Below are 19,345 nucleotides of genomic sequence, written 5' to 3' on the forward strand. Positions count from 1 at the left end.
GCAGGACCGGATGCTTAGTTGGTGACGACCGAGCCGTCAGCTGCGTAGGTGGCGGTGTCTTCACCAAACCACTTTTTCAGCATCTCGTTCAGGGTGCCGTCCTCTTTCATCGAGGTGATGGCTGCATCGAACTTGCCGCGCAGTTCGGCATCGCTTTCGCGCAGGCCCATGCCGACGCCACCGCCCAGCGGAACCGGATCGCCGACAAAGACCAGTTCGCCATTCGATTCCTCGACCAGCGGCACCAGATAGTCGCGGTCGGCCAGAACGGCATCAGCCTCACCGTTGCGCACGGCGGCGATGGTTTCCTCGGGCGTTGCGAATTCAACCAGCGTTGCGCCCGACTCGGCCACGTGGCCAGCCTGGATGGTGGCGGTCTGTGCGGCGACCACGCCGCCGGTCACGTCAGCATCCGCCGAAGTTGCGACATAGGCCGAAGCGGTCGGCGGATAGTAGTCCTGGGTGAAGTCGATGACCTCATCACGCTCGGCCGTGATCGACATGCCCGCGATGATGGTGTCGTAGTTGCCCGAGACCAGGTTCGGAATGATCGAATCCCAGTCGTTCTTGACCCATTCGCATTCCAGCTGGGCGCGTTTGCACAGCTCGTCGCCGACCTCACGCTCGAAGCCGTCGATCTCGCCGGCGTCGTTGATGAAGTTGTACGGAGGATAGGCGCCCTCGGTGCCCATGCGGACCGTGTCGGCCATGGCCATACCAGCGCCAAGCGCCAGCGCTGCAGTGGTCAGAATCAGGTTTTTCATTGGTAACTCCCCTGTTTGGTTCTGTCCTGATTTTACGCCGCCTTTGTGGCGGAGAGAAAGCCCCGAAGCCTTTCGGATTCGGCAGCAGTGAAAATATCTTCGGGCGAGCCTTCTTCTTCAATCAGGCCCTGGTGCAGAAACACCACGTGGCTTGAGATGTCGGCCGCCATCTGCATGTCGTGCGTGACGATGATCATGGTGCGGCCTTCGGCGGCCAGATCCTTGATCACCTTGATCACTTCCTGTTCCAGCTCGGGATCGAGTGCCGAGGTCGGCTCGTCGAACAGCAGCGCCTCGGGCTCCATGCACAGGCCTCGCGCGATCGCGGCGCGCTGTTGCTGGCCGCCCGACAGTTGCGCGGGATAGGCGTCGCATTTGTCGCCGATGCCAACCTTGTCCAGGTATTTGCGGGCGCTGTCCTCGACCTCGTGCCGGTCACGGCCCAGCACGGTGATCGGGGCTTCCATCACGTTCTGCAAGATGGTCATGTGGGCCCAAAGGTTGAACTGCTGGAACACCATCGACAGGTTGGTACGGATGCGCAGCACCTGTTTGGGATCGGCGGGGCGGCGGTGATCGCGGGTTCCGGTCCAACGCACCGGCTCACCTTTGAACAGGATCTCGCCCTCCTGGCTGTCTTCCAGCAGGTTGCAACAGCGCAGCAGGGTGGACTTGCCCGACCCGGATGATCCGATCAGCGACACCACGTCGCCGCGATGGGCGGTGATGTCCACTCCTTTGAGGACTTCGAGATTGCCAAAGCTTTTGTGCAGGTTCTTGATCTCGATGACGGGAGTGCTGTCTGTCACGGGTCGTCCTGGTGTTGTTGATTGCGTTGGTGCGGTACTAGGGCCGAAAAACAAGAGCAATGCAATGCGCAAATGACAAGTTCAAGTCCCGAAACCTCCGATTCGGCCACGGTCAGTGGTCAAATTGGTCAGCTTTCAGGCAGCAAAGCCGCAGGCGATGGCGGGTTGGGAACGGCCAGGTAGAGATCGGCTGCAATGTCGATCAACCCGCGGATGTGCAGCGCTGCCCGATCAGCCGGGGAAAGGTCTGAAATCGCGGCGCGAACCGCGGTGGCGACCGGGACCGGATCGCGCGTGATCGCGGTGATGTAGGGCAACGCCGGGGTGGGGCGCGTGCTTTCCACCGGGCGCAGGCGCTTGCCCAGATCGGTATGCTCTTGCAGCAGCACCCATGTCAGCGCGTCCAGCGATGCGAAATCGGCATGTCCATCGGCCACGGCCTGCGCCGACAAAGCGTGTCCACCGGTTTCCAGCAGGCGCGCCGGAGCAAGGCCCAGTTCGGACAGATGCGTGACCGGGGCGGCCCAACCCGATTGGGATAGCGCCTCGTTAAAAGCAAAAAAACCGGCCGCCAGTTCAGGCAGATCGCGCGCGTCTTCAGCGCGGGCCACGAAAACCGAGCAGTAGTGTCCCCGCAGACAGCCCGGCAGGTCATAATCTGGAGTGCCGACCAGATGCACCTTGCCGTGCAGGCGCGTGCGATAGGGCATACCGCAGGTCTGGGCAAAGACCAAGTCAGGGTCCTGCCAGATGTCCCAGAAATCACGATCGCGGGTCAGATGGTTCGGACCTTCGCCCAAATGCGCGCGAATCAAACTCCAAAAGCGATCGTTGGCCGGTTGCAAAGCGGGCATGTCGTACATGCCCAGCATCGCCGTCACGATTTGGCGGCCTTCTGCCGGGCTAGGGCTGAATCCACGTCGCTGACGCCCAGGAGGCTGACGACCAGCCGCAGTAGCGAGTCCTCGTCCTGCGAGCGCTGACCGTCGGCCAGCGCCACCGACCACAGCGCCTGAACCACGCCAAGGCGATGGTCGTACGGCACCGCATCCTTGATGGCACGGGTAAAGCGGACGGTATCAGGGGCCTCGGCCTCCAGATCTTCGGCCTGGGCGCGCAGCCCTGCGGCCTCGAACGGGGACAGGCCGTAGCGCTCGGCCAGAACCTTGTCGATGCGCGACATCTCGGTATCGGCATAGTCATCATCGGACCGAGCGAGGCGAACCAGCAGGGCGGCCAAGGCCAGCCGGGCGTCGTCATCGGTCAGTGGGTCGGGCTGCGGCTGGGTCAGCCGGGACAGGAAGGCGTTGAACATGGCCTAGATATAGCGGCCACTCAGCCCGCGTCCAAGCGGCTTTGCACCCGTTCGCGCGCGGCTTGGCTGTCATTGTAGCTGAGGCCCATGGCGATACGCGCTTCTTCGACGATCTTGATCTCGCCCTCGTCCGAATTGCCGTCGGCCAGCACAACCTCCCAAAGGGCCTCCATCGCGGCCAGACGTTCGTGCAAATCCGTCGTTTCGCGGATCAGTTTGCCGAACGTATCCGTGTCGGGGGCTGCGGCGTGCAGCTTCTCGCAGGTGGCGCGGACCTTGGCGGCCTCGATCGCGTTGTGCTGGTACAGCCGTGCCAGGATGCGGTCGATCAGGCTGATTTCCTCGATCTTGTAGTCGCGGTCGGCCTGCGCAACACGCACCAGCAAAGCGCCAAGCGCCAGTTCCGCATCAGGGTCCGGCAGCGTGGTCTGCTGAGGAGGGCGCAAAGCCTGCAGGAAGTTCTTTAGCAGTGGCATTGGGGAATCCGTATTTCTGTCACCGTGTCCGTGCTAGGCGTCATACCCTTCGATGATCACCAGATCACCGGATGAAACTGGATCGCGCAAGGCTTTAGCCTTTTGGTACAGGTCGCTTTCATAGCAGGCCAGGGCGGCCTCGTAGCTGGGAAATTCGATAACGACGGTTCGCGCCCGCGCTGCGCCTTCCCGCACCTGACGATCTCCACCGCGGACCAGAAAACGGGCACCGTATTCAGCAAACGCCTCGCCATTGGCAGCGATGTAGGTCTTGTAGGTCTCCATGTCGTCTACATCGACATGGGCAACCCAGTATCCTTTGCTCACGCGGTCTGCTCCTTTTGTCCGTTCCGGCTCAAACTGAACCGGAACGCTTCGCAAAGCAAGACCAAGCCGTACAGTCCGCCTCAGACCAGACGTGACGTGTCCTTGGCCGCGCGAACGAAGTCGCGGAACAGAGGGTGCGGATCGAAAGGTTTGGATTTCAGTTCCGGGTGGTACTGCACGCCGATGAACCACGGGTGGTCCGACCATTCGACGATCTCGGGCAGGCGTCCATCGGGTGACATCCCCGAGAAGTTCAGGCCTGCTTTCTCAAGCTGTTCGCGATACTTGGTGTCCACCTCATAACGGTGGCGGTGCCGCTCTTCGATCTGGGTGCTGCCGTAGACCTCGGCCACTTTCGAGCCTTCGGTCAGAACCGCGTTGTAGGCACCCAGACGCATGGTGCCGCCCTTGTCGTCACCAACCTTGCGTTCGATCTTGGCGTTGCCCTGGACCCATTCCTTGAGGTGATAGACCACGGGTTCAAAGCGTTTTTTGCCGGCCTCGTGGTCGAATTCCTCGGACCCCGCGCCGGAGATGCCGGCCACGTTGCGTGCGGCTTCGATCACTGCCATCTGCATGCCCAGACAGATGCCCAGATACGGCACCTTGTGTTCGCGGGCATATTGCGCAGCCTTGATCTTGCCTTCGGTGCCGCGCTCGCCAAAACCGCCGGGCACCAGAATGGCATGGAACCCTTCCAGATGCGGACCGGGGTCTTCGGTGTCGAAGATCTCGGCATCGACCCACTCAACCTTGACCCGGACGCGATTGGCCATGCCGCCATGGGTAAGCGCCTCGGCGATGGATTTATAGGCATCTTCCAACTGGGTGTACTTTCCGACGATCGCGACCTTCACTTCGCCCTCGGCGTTGTGGATGCGGTCGCTGACGTCTTCCCACTTCGAAAGGTCGGGCTTGGGCGCCGGGCTGATCTGGAATGCGTCAAGCACGGCCTGATCGAGACCTTCGCGGTGATAGGCCAGCGGCGCGTCGTAAATGGTCGAGAGATCCTGCGCGGCGATTACCGCGTCGGGGCGCACGTTGCAGAACAGGGCCAGCTTTTCGCGCTCTTTCTGCGGGATCGGTCCTTCGGAACGGCAGACCAGAATGTCGGGCGCCAGGCCGATTGAGCGCAGTTCCTTGACCGAGTGCTGGGTGGGCTTGGTCTTCAGCTCGCCAGAGGCCTTGATGTAAGGCAACAGGGTCAGGTGCATGAAAATGCACTGGCCGCGCGGTTTGTCCTGGCTGAACTGGCGGATGGCTTCAAAGAAGGGCAGGCCTTCGATGTCGCCCACGGTGCCGCCGATCTCGCACAGCATGAAATCGACCTCATCCTCGCCGATGGCGATGAAGTCCTTGATCTCGTTGGTCACGTGCGGGATCACTTGAATGGTCTTGCCCAGATAGTCGCCGCGGCGTTCCTTTTCCAGAACGTTTGAATAGATCCGCCCCGAACTGACCGAGTCGGTCTTTCGTGCGGCAACACCCGTGAAGCGCTCGTAGTGTCCCAGGTCCAGGTCGGTCTCGGCCCCGTCGTCGGTGACGAAAACCTCACCATGTTCGAACGGCGACATCGTGCCGGGATCGACATTCAGGTAGGGATCCAGCTTGCGCAGCCGAACCGAGTATCCCCGAGCCTGCAGAAGCGAACCCAGAGCAGCGGACGCCAGCCCTTTGCCCAAGGATGAAACAACACCACCAGTGATGAAAATAAATCGTGCCATGTTTCTTCGGCTGCCCCCGTGAGACGTCAACATCAACTGCCCGGCGGTTCCAAAAAACCGCAGCATCACGGGACTTCACGTATAAAGGATTCGCGCAAAAAGCGCAAGAGAACCGCAAGATGCTGTTGTGGTTCTCTTTCAGATTTCTAGGTTTTGTGGATCAGTCGGCCTGTGGGATCAGCGGCGCGTTGTCGCCCTGCGCCGGCGGCAGCAGGTCCTCGGCCGAGGGAACAGCAGGTGTGCTCTCTTCGGTCGCGTCCTGAGCCGGAACGCCAAGTCGGTCGATGACCGAGCTTCCAGCCGATTTTTCCGCGGCAAGAATCGTCAGGGTGATCGAGGTGACGATGAAGCAGGCTGCAAGGATCCAGGTCACCTTTGCCAGTGCCGTCGTTGCCGAACGTCCTGCAATGGCGCCACCACCGCCGCCACCCATGCCCAGGCCACCGCCTTCGGACCGCTGCAGCAGAACAACGGCGATCAGGCCCAAAGCCAAAAGAAGGTGGATGATGAGAACGACGTTTTCCATGGTGTTCCTGTGCGGCGTGGCGTGTATCGCCGGGTACTTAAGCAAGTTTGAGGCCGGGGGCAAGCCACGAGTTGCCATCACCGCCGGGGATTGTGCCGAACAGGCCAAATGGGGCTGGACACACGGCGGTGCCTGGCTCAGGCTGCGGCCATGCCACATGACGATCACGACCACCCGCACGCGTTGCTGCCCCCGGACCCCGCTTTGCGCGTCAAAGCGCTTGAGACGATCCTGACCCGCAAGGGATTGATCGACCCGGCCGCTCTGGACGAGATCATCGACACCTATCAGAACCGGATCGGTCCGCAGAACGGTGCGAAGGTTGTCGCCAAAGCCTGGTCTGACCCGGAGTTCAAACGCGCCCTGCTGGACGATGCCACGCCTGTGCTCTCTGAGATGGGGTTTTATGGCCGGCAGGGCGAACATATGGTCGTGGTCGAGAATACTCCCCGGACGCACAACATGGTCGTTTGCACCTTGTGCAGCTGTTACCCATGGCCGCTGTTGGGCATCCCCCCGGGCTGGTACAAATCTGACGCTTACCGCGCCCGTGCCGTGCGCGAGCCGCGCCGCGTCCTGGCTGAGTTCGGAGTTGAACTGCCCAAGGGTACCGCAGTTCGTGTCTGGGATTCGACCGCCGAAATACGGTATCTGGTCTTGCCCATGCGCCCAGAAGGCACTGATGGTCTGAGCGAAGCAGACCTCGCCGCGCTGGTCACGCGCGACAGTATGATCGGCACGGGTTTGCCGAAGGTGTCGGCATGACCGGTGTCCACGACATGGGCGGGCGGTTCGGTGACGGGCCGGTACGCCCCGAGCCTGAAGACGTGCCGGTGTTTGCCGAAGACTGGCACGCGCGGGCCCTTGCAGTGACGCTGGCTGCCGGCGCGTTGGGCCAATGGAACATCGACACGTCGCGCCATGCGCGAGAAAGGCTGTCCCCCAAGGACTATGCCCGGTACAGCTATTACGAGAAATGGATTTCGGCCCTGGCCAACCTGTTGGTCGAGACCGGGGTTCTGCAGATCGAGGATCTGCGCGGGCAGGGCGTTGACAGGCCACATCCGCTTGCTCCGCGAAAACTGCCGGCGGATGCGGTGGCCAGAGTTCTGGCTAAAGGTGGACCGGCCGATCGCCCGTCGAACATCCCTGCCGCTTTTGAGGTCGGCCAGACCGTTCGCACGCTGCGCCCTTCTGCCAATCGTCTTGTTGAAGGGGGGCACACGCGGCTGCCCGCATACGGAGCGGGCGCGACCGGACGCATTTTGCGGTTTCACGGCGCACATGTCTTGCCGGACTCCAGCGCGCATGGTCTGGGTGAAGCGCCCGAGCCGCTTTATGCCGTTGCTTTTCCCGCGTCGGAACTGTGGGCCAATCCCGAACACCCGGACGACGAGGTGATTCTGGATCTCTGGCAAAGCTATCTGGAACCCGCATGAGCATCTGTCCCGATCACAACGCCCCAAGTCCGGTTTTTGAGAGCCCCTGGCACGCTCAGGTGTTTGCGGTGACGGTGGCGTTGAACGAGGCCGGCCGGATTTCCTGGAGCGATTGGGCCGCTCGGTTCTCCGAGACTTTGCGGCGCCACGGGCTGAACCGCGAGCTGGACGGGGGCGACGATTATTTCATGGCCTGGCTCGAAACGCTCGAGTCGGTTTTGGCCGAGCAGGAAACGGCGTTGCCCGAAGAAGTCCACGAAATGCGCGCAGCTTGGGAGGAGGCGTATCTAAAGACGCCTCACGGAATGCCGGTACGCCTTTAACCCCGGGTGACTTTGCAGTTGCTGCCCGTTCCGGGGGGGTATCCCGGTATCTTCTGGGTCAGATGAACAACGGCGCGGACTCCGTCCGGTGGCCATGATCCCCGACAAGAGCATTGCGCGTCGGCGCGATTGGTGGCTGCGGCGAATTACCGGTTTCCCTGTTGCCTGCGCCCCGCTATATGGGCCGGGTTTGGTAATTCAGCGCAAAAAGGACCGGATATGGCCAATGTGGTTGTTGTCGGCGCCCAATGGGGTGACGAAGGAAAAGGCAAGATCGTCGACTGGCTCAGCGAGCGGGCAGACGTGATCGCGCGTTTTCAGGGCGGGCACAACGCCGGGCATACGCTGGTCATCGATGGTGAGGTCTACAAGCTGCATGCACTGCCGTCTGGTGTGGTGCGTGGTGGCAAGCTGAGCGTCATCGGCAACGGGGTTGTCCTGGATCCCTGGCATCTGCTGAAAGAGATCGAAACGATCCGCGCGCAAGGCGTCGAGATCACACCTGAAACGCTGATGATTGCGGAAAACACACCCTTGATCCTGCCGATCCACGGCGAGCTGGACCGCGCGCGCGAGGAAGCAGCGAGCAAGGGCACCAAGATTGGCACGACTGGACGCGGGATCGGCCCGGCCTATGAAGACAAGGTTGGTCGCCGCTCGGTGCGTGTGGCCGATCTTGCGGATGAGGCGACTCTCGAGGCTCGGGTCGATAGGGCGTTGCAACACCACGACCCGCTGCGCAAGGGTTTGGGTATCGATGCCGTGGATCGTGACGCATTGATCGCCCAGTTGAAGGAAATCGCTCCGCAGATCCTGCCTTTTGCGGCTCCCGTCTGGAAGGTGCTGAACGAAAAGCGCAAAGCGGGCAAGCGCATCCTGTTCGAAGGCGCTCAGGGTGCCTTGCTGGATATCGATTTCGGCACGTATCCGTTTGTGACCTCTTCGAATGTGATTGCAGGGCAGGCGGCGACGGGCGTGGGGATCGGTCCGGGGTCGATCGACTTCGTTCTGGGTATCGTGAAGGCCTACACTACTCGTGTTGGCGAAGGCCCGTTCCCGACCGAACTGCACGACGCCGACGGGCAGCGACTAGGAGAGCGCGGACATGAATTCGGCACCACGACAGGCCGCAAGCGGCGCTGCGGCTGGTTCGACGCCTGCCTCGTGCGGCAAACCTGCGCCACAAGCGGCGTCAACGGAATTTCCCTGACCAAGCTCGATGTTCTGGACGGGTTCGAGACGCTGAAAATCTGTGTCGCTTACGAACTGGACGGCAAGCGTTTGGACTATTTGCCCACGGCTGCGGATCAGCAGGCGCGGTGCACACCGATCTATGAAGAAATGCCGGGCTGGAGCGAGTCCACCGAGGGCGCGCGCAGCTGGGCAGACTTGCCGGCAAACGCCATCAAATATGTCCGCCGGGTGGAAGAACTGATCGAATGCCCGGTGGCGCTGCTGTCTACCAGCCCGGAGCGGGACGACACCATCCTGGTGACCGACCCGTTTGCCGACTGATGGCAGGCGCGGACAAACCCGGCCTCAGCTACAAGGCCCGCAGACGGTGGTCGCTGGTTCTGTTGCTGGTGGGGCTGCCGCTGTACATTGTGGCAGTGGTCACCATCGTGAACTGGCTGGACCGACCATCGATCCTGGTCGAACTGCTGGTCTATGTGGTTTTGGGTGTTCTGTGGGCGCTGCCATTCAAATTTGTGTTTCGTGGCGTTGGCAAAGAAGACCCGGATCAAGATCGGCAATAGGCCAGACCGTTGTAAGAAACCTGCCGACGTGACAGGCTTGTCCGAAAAACAGTTTCGGTAAGCACAAGTCGGCAGGTGGATCCTTGATGAAAAATGCTGTTTTGGTCACATTGACCAGTCTCTCAACCTTGAGTTCGGGCGCCGTCTGGGCTGATGATTGGGAGTTCGTCATTGCCCCTTATCTCTGGGGGCCGGATTTCAGAACCTCTCTGGACATTGGGCCGAACCCTCCGGTTGATGGCAGCAAATCCATCTTCGACATTCTAAACAGCGCATTCCTGATCGCGGGCGAGGCCCGGAAAGGGCGTTGGTCGATCGGAGGCGAGTTCAACTATCTGAATTTGGGCGACACCGTTTCCATCGGACCATTCAGCAACGCCGCGAGCTGGGAGCTGGACGGGATAATGACCTCGCTCGCGGGCAGCTACGCGGTGGCAGAGGACAGCCAGTCCCGAATTGAGGTGCTGGGCGGGCTGCGCCATTGGGATCTTGATCTGTCGACAACCGTGGCCGGTTTCACGGCAAGCACTGACCAAAGCTGGACAGATCCAATCATTGGGGCACGATACTCTCGCGCGCTGAATGAGCGGTGGAAACTTGCGGCTATGGGCAACATCGGTGGTTTTGGCTATGGGTCGAAATTCCAGTGGGAAGCCCTCGTTCAAGCCAATTGGAGTTGGACCGAGACCATCGATGTTGCAGCCGGCTACCGTCATCTGAGCGTTGATTTTGAGGACGGCCGCAACGTTGTCGATCTTATACTGACCGGCCCGTACGTGGCGTTGGCGTTCAAGTTCTGAGCTTTCACGCAAAATGCAAAAAAGGCCGGAGAGGATCTCCGGCCTGTCTTGGGCAGTTGGGGGGTCTTGTCAGCCCGCGGCGCGCTTGTCGTCGGGGCGGAAGCCGATCTGGTTCGAGGCGGCAAAGCGCCCTCCGCCGGCTTTTTCGATCTTTCCATCGCGCAGAAGCTGGCCGAACGAACGCAAGCTTTCTTCGCGGTTGAACTCATCCTGCTTGAGTGACCGCACCTTGTTCATCAGCTGCGGACGCGAGAACTGCTCCTGACCTTCGATGAAAGACAGGTAGGCCGCCGCCGCCTCCAGCAGGTCGGGCAGGGATTGTGCGCCCTGCTCCTGAGCGAAATGGGCAAAGCCGCCTTCTTCGGATGCGTCGTCGTCTTGTGCTGCGGTCACGCGGCGCGGGGTGACCGGACCGGCGTCCGCGTCCTGCGTATCGATACGCTGCTCGGCAACCAGCTTGAGCGGCGCGGCCGTATCCGACTCGGGGCGCATGCTGGTGACATGGATTTCCGGACGACGGGGGCTGACGACCGAGGCCAGGTCTCCACGATATTTCTGGTTTTCGTCCTCATCCGCATCGCGGGCCTTGCCGCCTTCAGCTTCGGTGGCTGCTACAGCTGTGCGCAGGTGGGAATAAGTTTCCCGCTTGTCCGAAGTGGCCGGGTCGTCCATTTGGGCGTCGGCCTTCTCCATCAGGCGCAACACGTCCGAGTCCACGTCCTGAGGCTTGTTTGCGTCGCGTTTCGAGCGCGCATCCATTTCCGCCTCTATTTCCGAGATCTCACCCAGGATGCTCTCTTCGTCTTCGGCAGTCAGGACGCCGTCTTCCGCGAGTTCAGAGACTTCCTCATCGGCATCTTCGGGCTGATCACCCAGAATGTTGAGGATGTCGTCAGCCTCGGGCTCCGAGTCGGTGTCCTCTTCAAGATCAGCAAAGAGAATCTCGGACGAGGCTTCTTCATCACTGGCGGCCTGGTCGTCTTCGGACGTTTCTTCCGCCGCGGCTTCCTCAGCCTCTTCCAGATCAGCTTCAACTTCCGGAGCATCCTCGGCGCCTTCATCAGCCTCCGCTTCGACTTCCGATGCTGCCGAGAATTCTTCTTCCGCTTCGAATTCGACCGCGGCCTGAGGTTCTTCCTCGGCCAGGTCGACAAACGGGTCCGTGGGCTGTTGTGTGGCTTCTACCGGAGCATCTTCCTGCATCACCTCTTCAGTTGCACCCAGATCTTCGGGGCTGAGCGCTCCGGCTTCGAATGCGGCCGAGATGGCGTCAATCTGGGGCTCGGGCGAGGCTAGAAAACCGCTGTCTTCGTCTTCGCTGTAGGCGGGGGGCGTCTGGTCATTATGCGAGACGACCGCGCGGATGCGCTGCAGCTTGGCGGCGATGCTGTCGGCGCCTTGGGGGGCTGCGGATTCGACTGGCTCGGCATCGGCAAAGAATGCGGCAGCACCAGCCGCCGGTGCTGTGTCGACCACGCTCAGGTCAGGGCTGGCGGGCGCCGGTGTGCTGGCTGCGGGTGCGGGTTGTTGCGGGGCCGCATCATGGGCTTCGTCCGTGGCGCGCAGCAGCAGTCCGGTGTCGTTTTGCTTGGCTTCCACACGGCGCGAAGCGTCACGCTGAGCGATACGGGTCAACATTTCTGCGTCTGGTTGCGGAGGCTCGGAGCCGAAATACCTGTCATCCGCGGCAAGATCGCGGAAGTATTCGGCAATCGCCTTCATCGTCTCAAAGGAATCGTCAAAGCCTTCCAAAGTGCATGAGAAGGTTCCGTAGGAAACGGTCAATACCTTGTTGTTCTGTACCATCAGACGCACGTCCTCTACAAACTACACAGAGCCAACCCGCGCGACGCTGGGCGCGTCTGTCAGCTCGAACCTGTTCTAAAGAACCTATCATTTTGTGGTCTCAATGTGTCCAAAAGCGGGAAAAATGGTCAATCTTGGAAAAAACGGCGAAATTGTTCATTCCAAAAGACCAATTGCCCTGTTCGGAGGAGGGGAAATCGGCCCCGATGACCTGAATCTGGCGCTGAATCGCGTCAATGGCGCTGTAGCTGCGGATGGCGGGGCCGCCGCATTGATCGATTCGGGGCGCGTTCCGGATGCGGTGATCGGCGACTTCGATTCGTTGGAACGCGCCTATCTTGCACGGATACCAGAGGACCGTTTGTTTCCGATCCGGGAACAGGACAGCACTGATTTCGACAAGGCCCTACGCAATATTCGCGCGCCGCTGGTCTTGGGCGTCGGGTTTCTCGGAGGTCGGCTGGACCACCAGCTGGCGGTGCTCAATACGCTGGTTTGCCACCAAGACAGGCTGTGCGTCCTGCTGGGCGCACGCGAAGTGGTCTTTCACGCCCCGCCCAGCATATCACTGTCGCTCACGCCGGGCGACACAGTGTCATTGTTTCCATTTCAGCGTGTAACCGGACGCAGTTCGGGGTTGGAATGGCCTATCGACGGTCTGGTGCTTGAGCCGGACGGGCGGGTCGGAACATCGAACCGTGCGCTGGCTCAAGTTACCCTCGAGGTCGACGGACCCGGGTTGCTGGTCATGGTGCCGCGCGACGCTCTTGATGCTGTCATGCGGGCGTTTGCGTCGGGGCAGACCGGGCGCTGGCCCGCTCGCGCAGGATGACATAAAGCCCGGCCGCGATCGTGATGGCGATCCCCAGGGCCGCCAGACCGTTTGGCAGGTCGTGAAAGATGAGCCAGCCGATCAACGTCGCCACCGGTATTTCCAGATACTGCATCGGCGCCAGCGTTGCCGAAGGCGCGAACCGCAGCGCCCATGTCATCAGCAGATGTGCCACGGTTCCTAGAACACCGATGGCCAACAGCAACCAATGAGCGTTGTCTTGCGGCAGGGTCAGTGCCAGATCCGGAAGACCTGTCAGGGCCCCGATCGCAAGCACTGGGGCCAGGACCGCGGTGGCCAGCAGCCCGGACACGGCCTGCTGGGCGATTGGATCGGTTTCTTTGGCAATCTGCCGGGTCACCAGCATGAACAGGGCAAAGACGACAGCCACGATAAGCGGCAAAAGGGCCGGAGCACCAACCTCGGCAAAGCTGGGCTGGATTACCAGCAACGTGCCAGCAAAGCCGATAATGCAGGCGATCAGACGACGATGCCCGACTTCTTCACCCAGCACATACTTGCCCAGCAGCAGCATGATGAATGGCATGACAAAGGCGATGGCGACGGCATCGGCCAAAGGCAGGTACTGCAGCGCACTGAACATCGCGGCGATTCCGACAATGTGCAGCAGAGTGCGCAGCACGGTCAGCCGCAGCACGCGCCCGCGCATCCGCCAGGTCCGACCCGTCAGCGCCACCAGCGGGATCAGGATGGCCGCCTGCACCGCAAAACGCACCAGCACAAGAACGCCAAGCGGAGTGGTTTCTCCCAACAGCTTGGCCAAGGCATCGCCCAGCGGTGCAAGCACGCAGAAACCAAGCATCAAAACGATGCCGAAGACGGGACGATCCTGTGTCATGGCCGCGACGCTAGACGTTTCCCGAAGAATGGGAAAGGCCCGTCGTCAGTCCTCGGGCAAAGGCTGAACCTTTGTGTAGTCCGGACCGATGCAAGTGGGCAGCCCGTCGCCCAGTTCGAGCCACGTCAGTTTCTCTTCATGGGCGACATGCAGCGTTGGCCGCAGGGCTTCGGGGTTCTCCAGTGTCGCTACATAAAGGTGCAGAACGTCGGACATCGTAGTGGATCGGAACGAGATCGGCGTTCCGCAATGCGGGCAAAAGCTGCGCTCGACACCGGGGGAAGAGTTGAACCGCTTCGGTTCCTCTCCGGTCCAACGCCACTGTCCGTCGCGGGCCCCAAAATATGTGGTCATCGGCGCGGCACACTGGCGGCGGCAGCTGTCACAATGGCAGGAAACACAAGACAGGACCGGAGGGTCGACCGCGAACCCGATTCTGCCGCACAGGCAATGTCCACGCATTGAGCTGCCCTCCCGGTTTGATCCCTCAGCAGTTTGGCACGTTGACGGCCAGTCCGCCCAGCGAGGTTTCCTTGTACTTCTCGTGCATGTCATGGCCGGTCTGGCGCATGGTCTCGATCACCGCATCCAGCGGCACGAAATGCTGCCCGTCTCCGCGCAGGGCCAGCGACGCCGCCGAAACCGCCTTGATCGCGCCCAGCCCGTTGCGCTCGATGCAGGGAACCTGCACCAGCCCGGCGACCGGGTCGCAGGTCATGCCCAGATGATGCTCCAGTGCGATCTCTGCGGCGTTTTCCACCTGTTCGGGTGTTCCGCCCATCACCGCGCAAAGACCCGCCGCGGCCATTGCGGCCGCGCTGCCGACCTCGGCCTGGCAGCCAGCCTCGGCACCCGAGATCGAAGCGTTGTACTTCACCAGACCACCGATAGCGGCGGCGGTCAGCAGGAAATCCTCGATATGGCTTTCTGACGCGCCTGGAACGTGATCGAGGTAATAGCGTAGCACCGCCGGCAGCACGCCCGCCGCGCCGTTGGTGGGGGCGGTGACGACCTGACCGCCGGCGGCGTTTTCCTCGTTCACCGCCATCGCATAGACGCTCATCCAGTCGTTGATCGTGTGCGGCGCGTTCAGGTTCATGCCGCGCTCGGCCATCAGGGCATCGTGGATCGCCTTGGCGCGGCGCCGCACCTTGAGGCCGCCGGGCAGGATGCCTTCGGTGGTCAGCCCGCGCTCGATACAGGCGTTCATCACCTCCCACAGTCGAGCGGTGCCCTTCGCGAAACTGTCGGCGCAGCCGCGCGCGATCTCGTTGGCGCGTTTCATTTCGGCGACCGTCTTGCCGCTGCTGCGCGCCATTTCCAGCATTTCGGCGGCGGTCTTGAACGGGAAGGGCACCGGCGGGCCGTCATTGGTGTCCTTGCCTTCGGCCAGTTCCTCTTCGGTCAGGACAAAGCCGCCGCCGACCGAGTAATAAACCTGCCGCAAGATCACGTCGCCCTGCGCGTCGGTGGCCATCAGGATCATGCCGTTGGCATGGCCGGGCAGGGTGTTGTCGTAGTCGAAGACCAGATCGGCCTTTGGGTCGAACTGAAGGGTCGGCAGACCCTCGGGTGTGACAGTGCCGGTTTCGGCAATTGCGGCCAGTGCCGCTTCGGCACGGTCGTGGTCATAGCTGTCGGGGACAAACCCAGCCAGCCCCAGGATCGTGGCGCGGTCCGTGGCGTGGCCGACGCCGGTGAAGGCCAAAGATCCATGCAGAGACGCGCGCAAGCCAGCGAATTCGAATGGCGAGGCGCGCATCAGATCGAGGAACCGCGCGGCCGCCACCATCGGCCCCATCGTGTGGGACGAGGATGGGCCAACGCCCACTTTGAACATATCGAAGACGGATAGAAACATGTCTGGTCGCTGAGCCTTGTGGCGAGTTGGCGGCCGGGTCGTTTTGAACTGCCCGAACCGCTGGGAAACTGTATGCGCTTTATTTACACCACCGAGCCGAGCACTGAAGATTTGATTGCGACGTTTCCGATGGGAAACGCGTATTCATGTATCGATTATTGCGTCGGTCCCGCGGATTTTGGGCCTCGCAGTCGGGCAGGGCTTTCCGTATAAGTTCCCCAAAGAACTGAGGGGAAGCCGCAATGACAGCAGAGTTGTCACCCATCGACCGGGCCAAGAGTGTCGCCGCCTATCGCGCGGCCGAGATGGTCGAGGACGGGATGCGCGTGGGTCTGGGTACCGGATCGACCGCGGCATGGTTGGTGCGTCGTCTGGGAGAGCGGGTGCGGGACGAAGGTCTGCGGATCAAAGGCGTCCCTACGTCAACGGCTACGGCACAGTTGGCGCGCGAGGTCGGGATCGAGGTTGTTTCGCTGGATCAGGCGGGTTGGCTGGACGTGACGATCGATGGCGCCGACGAGTTCGACGGTGAATTGAACCTGATCAAGGGCGGCGGTGCGGCGTTGCTGCAGGAAAAGATCGTTGCCACGGCCAGCGACCAGATGATCGTGATCGCCGATGCAGGGAAAGAGGTCGAGGCGCTGGGCGCGTTCCCGTTGCCGGTCGAGGTCATTCCTTTTGGCTGGCAGACCACGCGCACGCTGATCGAGGAGTTGCTGGACACGATGGACGTGCTGGGCACGTCGGCGACCCTGCGGATGAACAGCGAGGCGCCGACCGTGACGGATGAGGGCAATCACATACTCGACCTGCACCTGCAACGCATCGGCAACCCAAGGCAACTTGCACTGGTGCTGAACCAGATACCGGGTGTGGTTGAAAATGGACTGTTCATCGACATCTGCGACAAGGTCGTGATCGGCCACGGCGACGGCCGGGTCGAGCTGCGCGATTTCAACAGCGGTACGATCGAGCTGGATCGGTTGGGCGACGAACACGACAACCTGTTTTCGGACCTGGCCGACTGAGCCAATCGCGCACCCGGCTTCACAGCGGTGTGCGATTTCCGGGCCAAGGGGTTGGCACGATCATTCACGCCCCCAAATACTCAGGGCAATTTCAGGCAGGCTGACAAAAGGAACGCGGCATGAGCTTTGACTATGATCTTTTCGTCATTGGAGGCGGCTCGGGCGGTGTCCGCGCGGCGCGTGTGGCGGCGGGCGAAAACGGCGCGAAGGTCGCGCTGGCCGAAGAGGACCGCTATGGCGGAACCTGCGTGATCCGTGGCTGCGTTCCCAAAAAGCTGATGGTGTTTGCCAGCGAATACGCGGGAATGGTCGAGGACGCTCGTGCCTATGGTTGGGATATTCAGCCGGGCGCTTTCGACTGGCCGCAGTTCCGCGGCAAGCTGCATGCCGAACTCGACCGGCTGGAAGGCATCTATCGCAATATCCTCAAGAACAACGGCGTCGAAACCTTTGACCAGCGCGCGAAACTGCTCGATCCGCATACGGTCGAGCTGGCTGACGGAACTCGAAAGACCGCCAAGCACATTCTGATCGCCACCGGCGGGCGCCCCGTGGTGCCCGAATTCCCCGGCTCAGATCTGGCCATCACCTCGAATGATATCTTCCACCTTGAGAAACTGCCCGAGACCATGCTGATCGTCGGTGGCGGCTATATCGCCTGCGAATTCGCCGGGATCATGAACGGCATGGGCGTCAAGACCACGCAGTTCTATCGCGGCGCGCAAATCCTGCGGGGTTTCGACGACGAGGCGCGCGGCCTGATCTGCGAAGAGATGTGCCAAAACGGGATCGATGTGCATCTGGGCACCAATGTGCTCGAAATGAAAAAGCAGAGCGACAAGATCTGGGTCAAGGCGACCAACGGGTCTGAACAGCTGTTCGATGTGGTTATGTATGCCACGGGCCGGGCGCCGAATGCCGATGATCTTGGCCTTGAGGCGCTGGGCGTCGAACGTGGCCGCAAAGGGCAGATTGTCGTGGACGAATACAGCCAGACCGCGGTGCCCTCGATCTATGCCATCGGGGACGTGACCGACCGGGTAAACCTGACGCCGGTCGCCATCCGCGAGGGCATGGCTTTTGTCGAGACCGTATTCAAGGGCAACCCCACCCCGGTGGATCATGAGCTGATCCCGACCGCGATCTTCACCCAGCCCGAGATGGGCACCGTGGGCCTGAGCGAGGAACAGGCCGCCGAGCAAGAGCCGATCGAGGTCTACGCGACTTCGTTCAAGCCGATGCAGAAGGCGTTCGCAGGGGGCACCCAGCGGGTTTTGATGAAACTGATCGTCAGCCAGGCCACCCGCAAGGTGCTGGGTTGTCACATTGTCGCCCCTGGCGCGGGTGAGATGATCCAGTTGGCGGGCATCGCCGTGAAAATGGGCGCCACCAAAGAAGATTTCGATCGCACGGTTGCAGTTCATCCGGTGATGGCCGAAGAACTGGTAACCATGCGGCAACCCGTGCGTACCGCTTGATTTGCAAGCGCGCGCACACAGGTTACAAGTGATCCCGTAAGCACACGGGCCAAAACAAGGGAAATGAAACACATGGCGGGCAACAGCGGAGGCCCCTGGGGGGGCGGAGGCTCATCCGGTGGCGGAGGAAACCGGGGAAACAATGGGGACGGGCGACGCCCGCCCGAAGGCGACGGGCCGCAGATCCCCGAGATCGACGAGTTGATGAAAAAAGGCCAGGAGCAGCTGCGCGTGCTGATGGGCGGGCGCGGCGGCGGGGGCCGAGGCGGCAACGGATCCGGCCAGGGCGGCGGTGGCGGCCCGGCAATTACCAAGGGCACCATCCTGCTGGGCGGGGTTGCCGCTCTGGTTCTGTGGGGCTTTGCCAGCGCCTATACGGTCAAGCCCGAAGAGCAGTCGGTTGAACTGCTGTTCGGTCGCTTTACCGGAATCGGCACCGAAGGTCTGAACTTTGCCCCGTGGCCTGTTGTCACGGCCGAAGTCATCCCGGTGAAGGTCGAACAGACCGAAACCATCGGATCGGGCGGTCGCGGTTCGGACGCCGGGCTGATGCTGACGGGAGACGAAAATATCGTCGATATCGATTTCCAGGTGGTCTGGAATATCTCGAATCCTGCGGACTACCTGTTCAACCTGCGCGACCCGAAACAAACTATCCAGGCCGTGTCTGAGTCGGCCATGCGCGAGATCATCGCGCAGTCGGACCTTGCGCCGATCCTGAACCGCGACCGTGCTATCATCGCCGAACGGCTTGAGGAACTGATCCAGTCGACTCTGGACAGCTACAACTCGGGTATCAACATCGTCCGTGTGAACTTTGACGGCGCCGACCCACCGGAACCGGTCAAGGATGCCTTCCGCGAGGTTCAGTCGGCTGGACAGGAACGCGACCGGCTGGAGAAGCAGGCCGATGCCTATGCGAACCGGGTTTTGGCCGGCGCGCGTGGTGAAGCCGCGCAGGTGCTGGAAGAGGCCGAAGGCTATCGGGCACAGGTCGTGAACGAAGCTCAGGGTGAGGCCAGCCGGTTTGGCGCGGTTCTCGAAGAATACTCGAAAGCTCCGGATGTGACCCGCAAACGTCTGTACCTTGAACGGATGGAGCAGGTTCTGGGCGACGTGGACAAGATCATCTTGGATGACAGCGCAACAGGCCAGGGGCAGGGCGTCGTGCCTTATCTGCCGCTGAACGAACTGCGCCGCAACTCGGGTGAGGGGAACTAA

22 protein-coding genes are annotated in these 19,345 nt (G+C 61.5%); 10 read left to right on the forward strand and 12 right to left on the reverse strand.

The features are described 5' to 3' along the window. Nucleotides 1-14: 14 nt before the first annotated feature. From ACR0BA_RS00780 to secG, 8 genes are all read right to left on the reverse strand, one after another. On the reverse strand, nt 15-764 hold the full coding sequence (locus ACR0BA_RS00780) for a transporter substrate-binding domain-containing protein (protein ID WP_480726011.1): 750 nt from the start codon (nt 762-764) through the stop codon (nt 15-17). 32 nt (nt 765-796) lie between these two features. Further along, on the reverse strand, nt 797-1,573 hold the full coding sequence (locus ACR0BA_RS00785; protein ID WP_093962540.1) for an ABC transporter ATP-binding protein: 777 nt from the start codon (nt 1,571-1,573) through the stop codon (nt 797-799). Between the two features lie 128 nt (nt 1,574-1,701). After that, complete coding sequence (locus ACR0BA_RS00790; RefSeq protein ID WP_170587978.1) at nt 1,702-2,445, reverse strand: phosphate/phosphite/phosphonate ABC transporter substrate-binding protein; 744 nt, start codon at nt 2,443-2,445, stop codon at nt 1,702-1,704. A gap of 5 nt (nt 2,446-2,450) precedes the next feature. Further along, a complete protein-coding gene (locus ACR0BA_RS00795; RefSeq protein ID WP_093962539.1) occupies nt 2,451-2,888 on the reverse strand; it encodes a tellurite resistance TerB family protein in 438 nt (145 codons plus the stop codon). 20 nt (nt 2,889-2,908) lie between these two features. Next, on the reverse strand, nt 2,909-3,358 hold the full coding sequence (locus ACR0BA_RS00800) for a tellurite resistance TerB family protein (RefSeq protein WP_170340012.1): 450 nt from the start codon (nt 3,356-3,358) through the stop codon (nt 2,909-2,911). Nucleotides 3,359-3,397: 39 nt separating this feature from the next. After that, nucleotides 3,398-3,691: a DUF1330 domain-containing protein gene (locus ACR0BA_RS00805; protein ID WP_170363112.1), complete on the reverse strand. Its 294-nt coding sequence runs from the start codon at nt 3,689-3,691 to the stop codon at nt 3,398-3,400. A gap of 80 nt (nt 3,692-3,771) precedes the next feature. Continuing rightward, the gene (locus tag ACR0BA_RS00810; RefSeq protein ID WP_093963011.1) at nt 3,772-5,415 is read right to left on the reverse strand and encodes a CTP synthase; all 1,644 of its coding nucleotides are present in this window, start codon (nt 5,413-5,415) and stop codon (nt 3,772-3,774) included. 160 nt (nt 5,416-5,575) lie between these two features. After that, nucleotides 5,576-5,941, reverse strand: a complete 366-nt coding sequence (gene secG / locus ACR0BA_RS00815; protein WP_093962537.1) for a preprotein translocase subunit SecG — start codon at nt 5,939-5,941, stop codon at nt 5,576-5,578. 150 nt (nt 5,942-6,091) lie between these two features. On the opposite strand from secG, the gene nthA reads away from it, so the two are divergent. The 6 genes from nthA to ACR0BA_RS00845 all read left to right on the forward strand — a co-directional run bounded on the left by nthA (nt 6,092) and on the right by ACR0BA_RS00845 (nt 10,260). After that, nucleotides 6,092-6,706, forward strand: coding sequence for a nitrile hydratase subunit alpha (gene nthA, locus ACR0BA_RS00820; protein ID WP_480726012.1), 615 nt, complete (start codon nt 6,092-6,094; stop codon nt 6,704-6,706). After that, complete coding sequence (gene nthB, locus ACR0BA_RS00825) at nt 6,703-7,380, forward strand: nitrile hydratase subunit beta (RefSeq protein ID WP_480726014.1); 678 nt, start codon at nt 6,703-6,705, stop codon at nt 7,378-7,380. Before nthA ends, nthB begins: the two co-directional genes overlap by 4 nt. Continuing rightward, nucleotides 7,377-7,703, forward strand: a complete 327-nt coding sequence (locus tag ACR0BA_RS00830; RefSeq protein ID WP_170358534.1) for a nitrile hydratase accessory protein — start codon at nt 7,377-7,379, stop codon at nt 7,701-7,703. Before nthB ends, ACR0BA_RS00830 begins: the two co-directional genes overlap by 4 nt. A gap of 219 nt (nt 7,704-7,922) precedes the next feature. Beyond that, nucleotides 7,923-9,218 carry an adenylosuccinate synthase gene (locus ACR0BA_RS00835; RefSeq protein ID WP_170337852.1) on the forward strand — a complete coding sequence of 432 codons (1,296 nt, stop codon included), beginning with the start codon at nt 7,923-7,925 and terminating at the stop codon, nt 9,216-9,218. Then, complete coding sequence (locus ACR0BA_RS00840) at nt 9,218-9,460, forward strand: DUF2842 domain-containing protein (protein ID WP_170587408.1); 243 nt, start codon at nt 9,218-9,220, stop codon at nt 9,458-9,460. The genes ACR0BA_RS00835 and ACR0BA_RS00840 overlap by 1 nt, the downstream gene beginning before the upstream one ends. Nucleotides 9,461-9,546: 86 nt before the next feature. Beyond that, a complete protein-coding gene (locus ACR0BA_RS00845) occupies nt 9,547-10,260 on the forward strand; it encodes a porin family protein (protein WP_170358536.1) in 714 nt (237 codons plus the stop codon). Between the two features lie 69 nt (nt 10,261-10,329). Here the strand turns inward: ACR0BA_RS00845 and ACR0BA_RS00850 are convergent, their stop codons facing one another. Then, nucleotides 10,330-12,066, reverse strand: coding sequence for a hypothetical protein (locus tag ACR0BA_RS00850; RefSeq protein ID WP_170402204.1), 1,737 nt, complete (start codon nt 12,064-12,066; stop codon nt 10,330-10,332). Between the two features lie 124 nt (nt 12,067-12,190). Between ACR0BA_RS00850 and ACR0BA_RS00855 the strand changes: the two genes are divergently transcribed. Further along, nucleotides 12,191-12,898, forward strand: a complete 708-nt coding sequence (locus ACR0BA_RS00855; RefSeq protein ID WP_480726016.1) for a thiamine diphosphokinase — start codon at nt 12,191-12,193, stop codon at nt 12,896-12,898. On the opposite strand, the gene ACR0BA_RS00860 is transcribed toward ACR0BA_RS00855, so the two are convergent. Genes ACR0BA_RS00860 through ACR0BA_RS00870 form a run of 3 tightly spaced genes read right to left on the reverse strand, consistent with a single transcriptional unit; the run spans nt 12,843 to nt 15,618 of the window. After that, on the reverse strand, nt 12,843-13,757 hold the full coding sequence (locus tag ACR0BA_RS00860) for a DMT family transporter (RefSeq protein WP_480726018.1): 915 nt from the start codon (nt 13,755-13,757) through the stop codon (nt 12,843-12,845). The genes ACR0BA_RS00855 and ACR0BA_RS00860 overlap by 56 nt on opposite strands. Before the next feature lie 45 nt (nt 13,758-13,802). Further along, nucleotides 13,803-14,312: a GFA family protein gene (locus ACR0BA_RS00865; protein WP_480726019.1), complete on the reverse strand. Its 510-nt coding sequence runs from the start codon at nt 14,310-14,312 to the stop codon at nt 13,803-13,805. After that, a complete protein-coding gene (locus tag ACR0BA_RS00870; RefSeq protein WP_480726021.1) occupies nt 14,245-15,618 on the reverse strand; it encodes an L-serine ammonia-lyase in 1,374 nt (457 codons plus the stop codon). Before ACR0BA_RS00870 ends, ACR0BA_RS00865 begins: the two co-directional genes overlap by 68 nt. Nucleotides 15,619-15,860: 242 nt before the next feature. Between ACR0BA_RS00870 and rpiA the strand changes: the two genes are divergently transcribed. From rpiA to hflK, 3 genes are all read left to right on the forward strand, one after another. Beyond that, nucleotides 15,861-16,646, forward strand: a complete 786-nt coding sequence (gene rpiA / locus ACR0BA_RS00875; protein WP_170438000.1) for a ribose-5-phosphate isomerase RpiA — start codon at nt 15,861-15,863, stop codon at nt 16,644-16,646. Between the two features lie 119 nt (nt 16,647-16,765). After that, complete coding sequence (gene gor, locus ACR0BA_RS00880) at nt 16,766-18,124, forward strand: glutathione-disulfide reductase (RefSeq protein WP_480726023.1); 1,359 nt, start codon at nt 16,766-16,768, stop codon at nt 18,122-18,124. Nucleotides 18,125-18,196: 72 nt separating this feature from the next. Next, a complete protein-coding gene (gene hflK, locus ACR0BA_RS00885) occupies nt 18,197-19,345 on the forward strand; it encodes an FtsH protease activity modulator HflK (RefSeq protein WP_170338334.1) in 1,149 nt (382 codons plus the stop codon).

It is taken from the genome of Ruegeria sp. CI5, assembly GCF_056536885.1.

Excerpts from the sequence above, each read along its gene's own strand:
- ACR0BA_RS00780 (WP_480726011.1), bottom strand. The coding sequence starts at position 764 with ATGAAAAACCTGATTCTGACCACTGCAGCGCTGGCGCTTGGCGCTGGT.
- ACR0BA_RS00845 (WP_170358536.1), top strand. The coding sequence starts at position 9,547 with ATGAAAAATGCTGTTTTGGTCACATTGACCAGTCTCTCAACCTTGAGT.
- ACR0BA_RS00870 (WP_480726021.1), bottom strand. The coding sequence starts at position 15,618 with ATGTTTCTATCCGTCTTCGATATGTTCAAAGTGGGCGTTGGCCCATCC.
- ACR0BA_RS00810 (WP_093963011.1), bottom strand. The coding sequence starts at position 5,415 with ATGGCACGATTTATTTTCATCACTGGTGGTGTTGTTTCATCCTTGGGC.
- ACR0BA_RS00860 (WP_480726018.1), bottom strand. The coding sequence starts at position 13,757 with ATGACACAGGATCGTCCCGTCTTCGGCATCGTTTTGATGCTTGGTTTC.
- ACR0BA_RS00850 (WP_170402204.1), bottom strand. The coding sequence starts at position 12,066 with ATGGTACAGAACAACAAGGTATTGACCGTTTCCTACGGAACCTTCTCA.
- ACR0BA_RS00855 (WP_480726016.1), top strand. The coding sequence starts at position 12,191 with ATGGTCAATCTTGGAAAAAACGGCGAAATTGTTCATTCCAAAAGACCA.
- hflK (WP_170338334.1), top strand. The coding sequence starts at position 18,197 with ATGGCGGGCAACAGCGGAGGCCCCTGGGGGGGCGGAGGCTCATCCGGT.
- ACR0BA_RS00795 (WP_093962539.1), bottom strand. The coding sequence starts at position 2,888 with ATGTTCAACGCCTTCCTGTCCCGGCTGACCCAGCCGCAGCCCGACCCA.
- ACR0BA_RS00840 (WP_170587408.1), top strand. The coding sequence starts at position 9,218 with ATGGCAGGCGCGGACAAACCCGGCCTCAGCTACAAGGCCCGCAGACGG.
- nthB (WP_480726014.1), top strand. The coding sequence starts at position 6,703 with ATGACCGGTGTCCACGACATGGGCGGGCGGTTCGGTGACGGGCCGGTA.
- nthA (WP_480726012.1), top strand. The coding sequence starts at position 6,092 with ATGCCACATGACGATCACGACCACCCGCACGCGTTGCTGCCCCCGGAC.
- rpiA (WP_170438000.1), top strand. The coding sequence starts at position 15,861 with ATGACAGCAGAGTTGTCACCCATCGACCGGGCCAAGAGTGTCGCCGCC.
- ACR0BA_RS00790 (WP_170587978.1), bottom strand. The coding sequence starts at position 2,445 with ATGCTGGGCATGTACGACATGCCCGCTTTGCAACCGGCCAACGATCGC.
- ACR0BA_RS00865 (WP_480726019.1), bottom strand. The coding sequence starts at position 14,312 with ATGACATGCACGAGAAGTACAAGGAAACCTCGCTGGGCGGACTGGCCG.
- secG (WP_093962537.1), bottom strand. The coding sequence starts at position 5,941 with ATGGAAAACGTCGTTCTCATCATCCACCTTCTTTTGGCTTTGGGCCTG.
- ACR0BA_RS00835 (WP_170337852.1), top strand. The coding sequence starts at position 7,923 with ATGGCCAATGTGGTTGTTGTCGGCGCCCAATGGGGTGACGAAGGAAAA.
- gor (WP_480726023.1), top strand. The coding sequence starts at position 16,766 with ATGAGCTTTGACTATGATCTTTTCGTCATTGGAGGCGGCTCGGGCGGT.
- ACR0BA_RS00830 (WP_170358534.1), top strand. The coding sequence starts at position 7,377 with ATGAGCATCTGTCCCGATCACAACGCCCCAAGTCCGGTTTTTGAGAGC.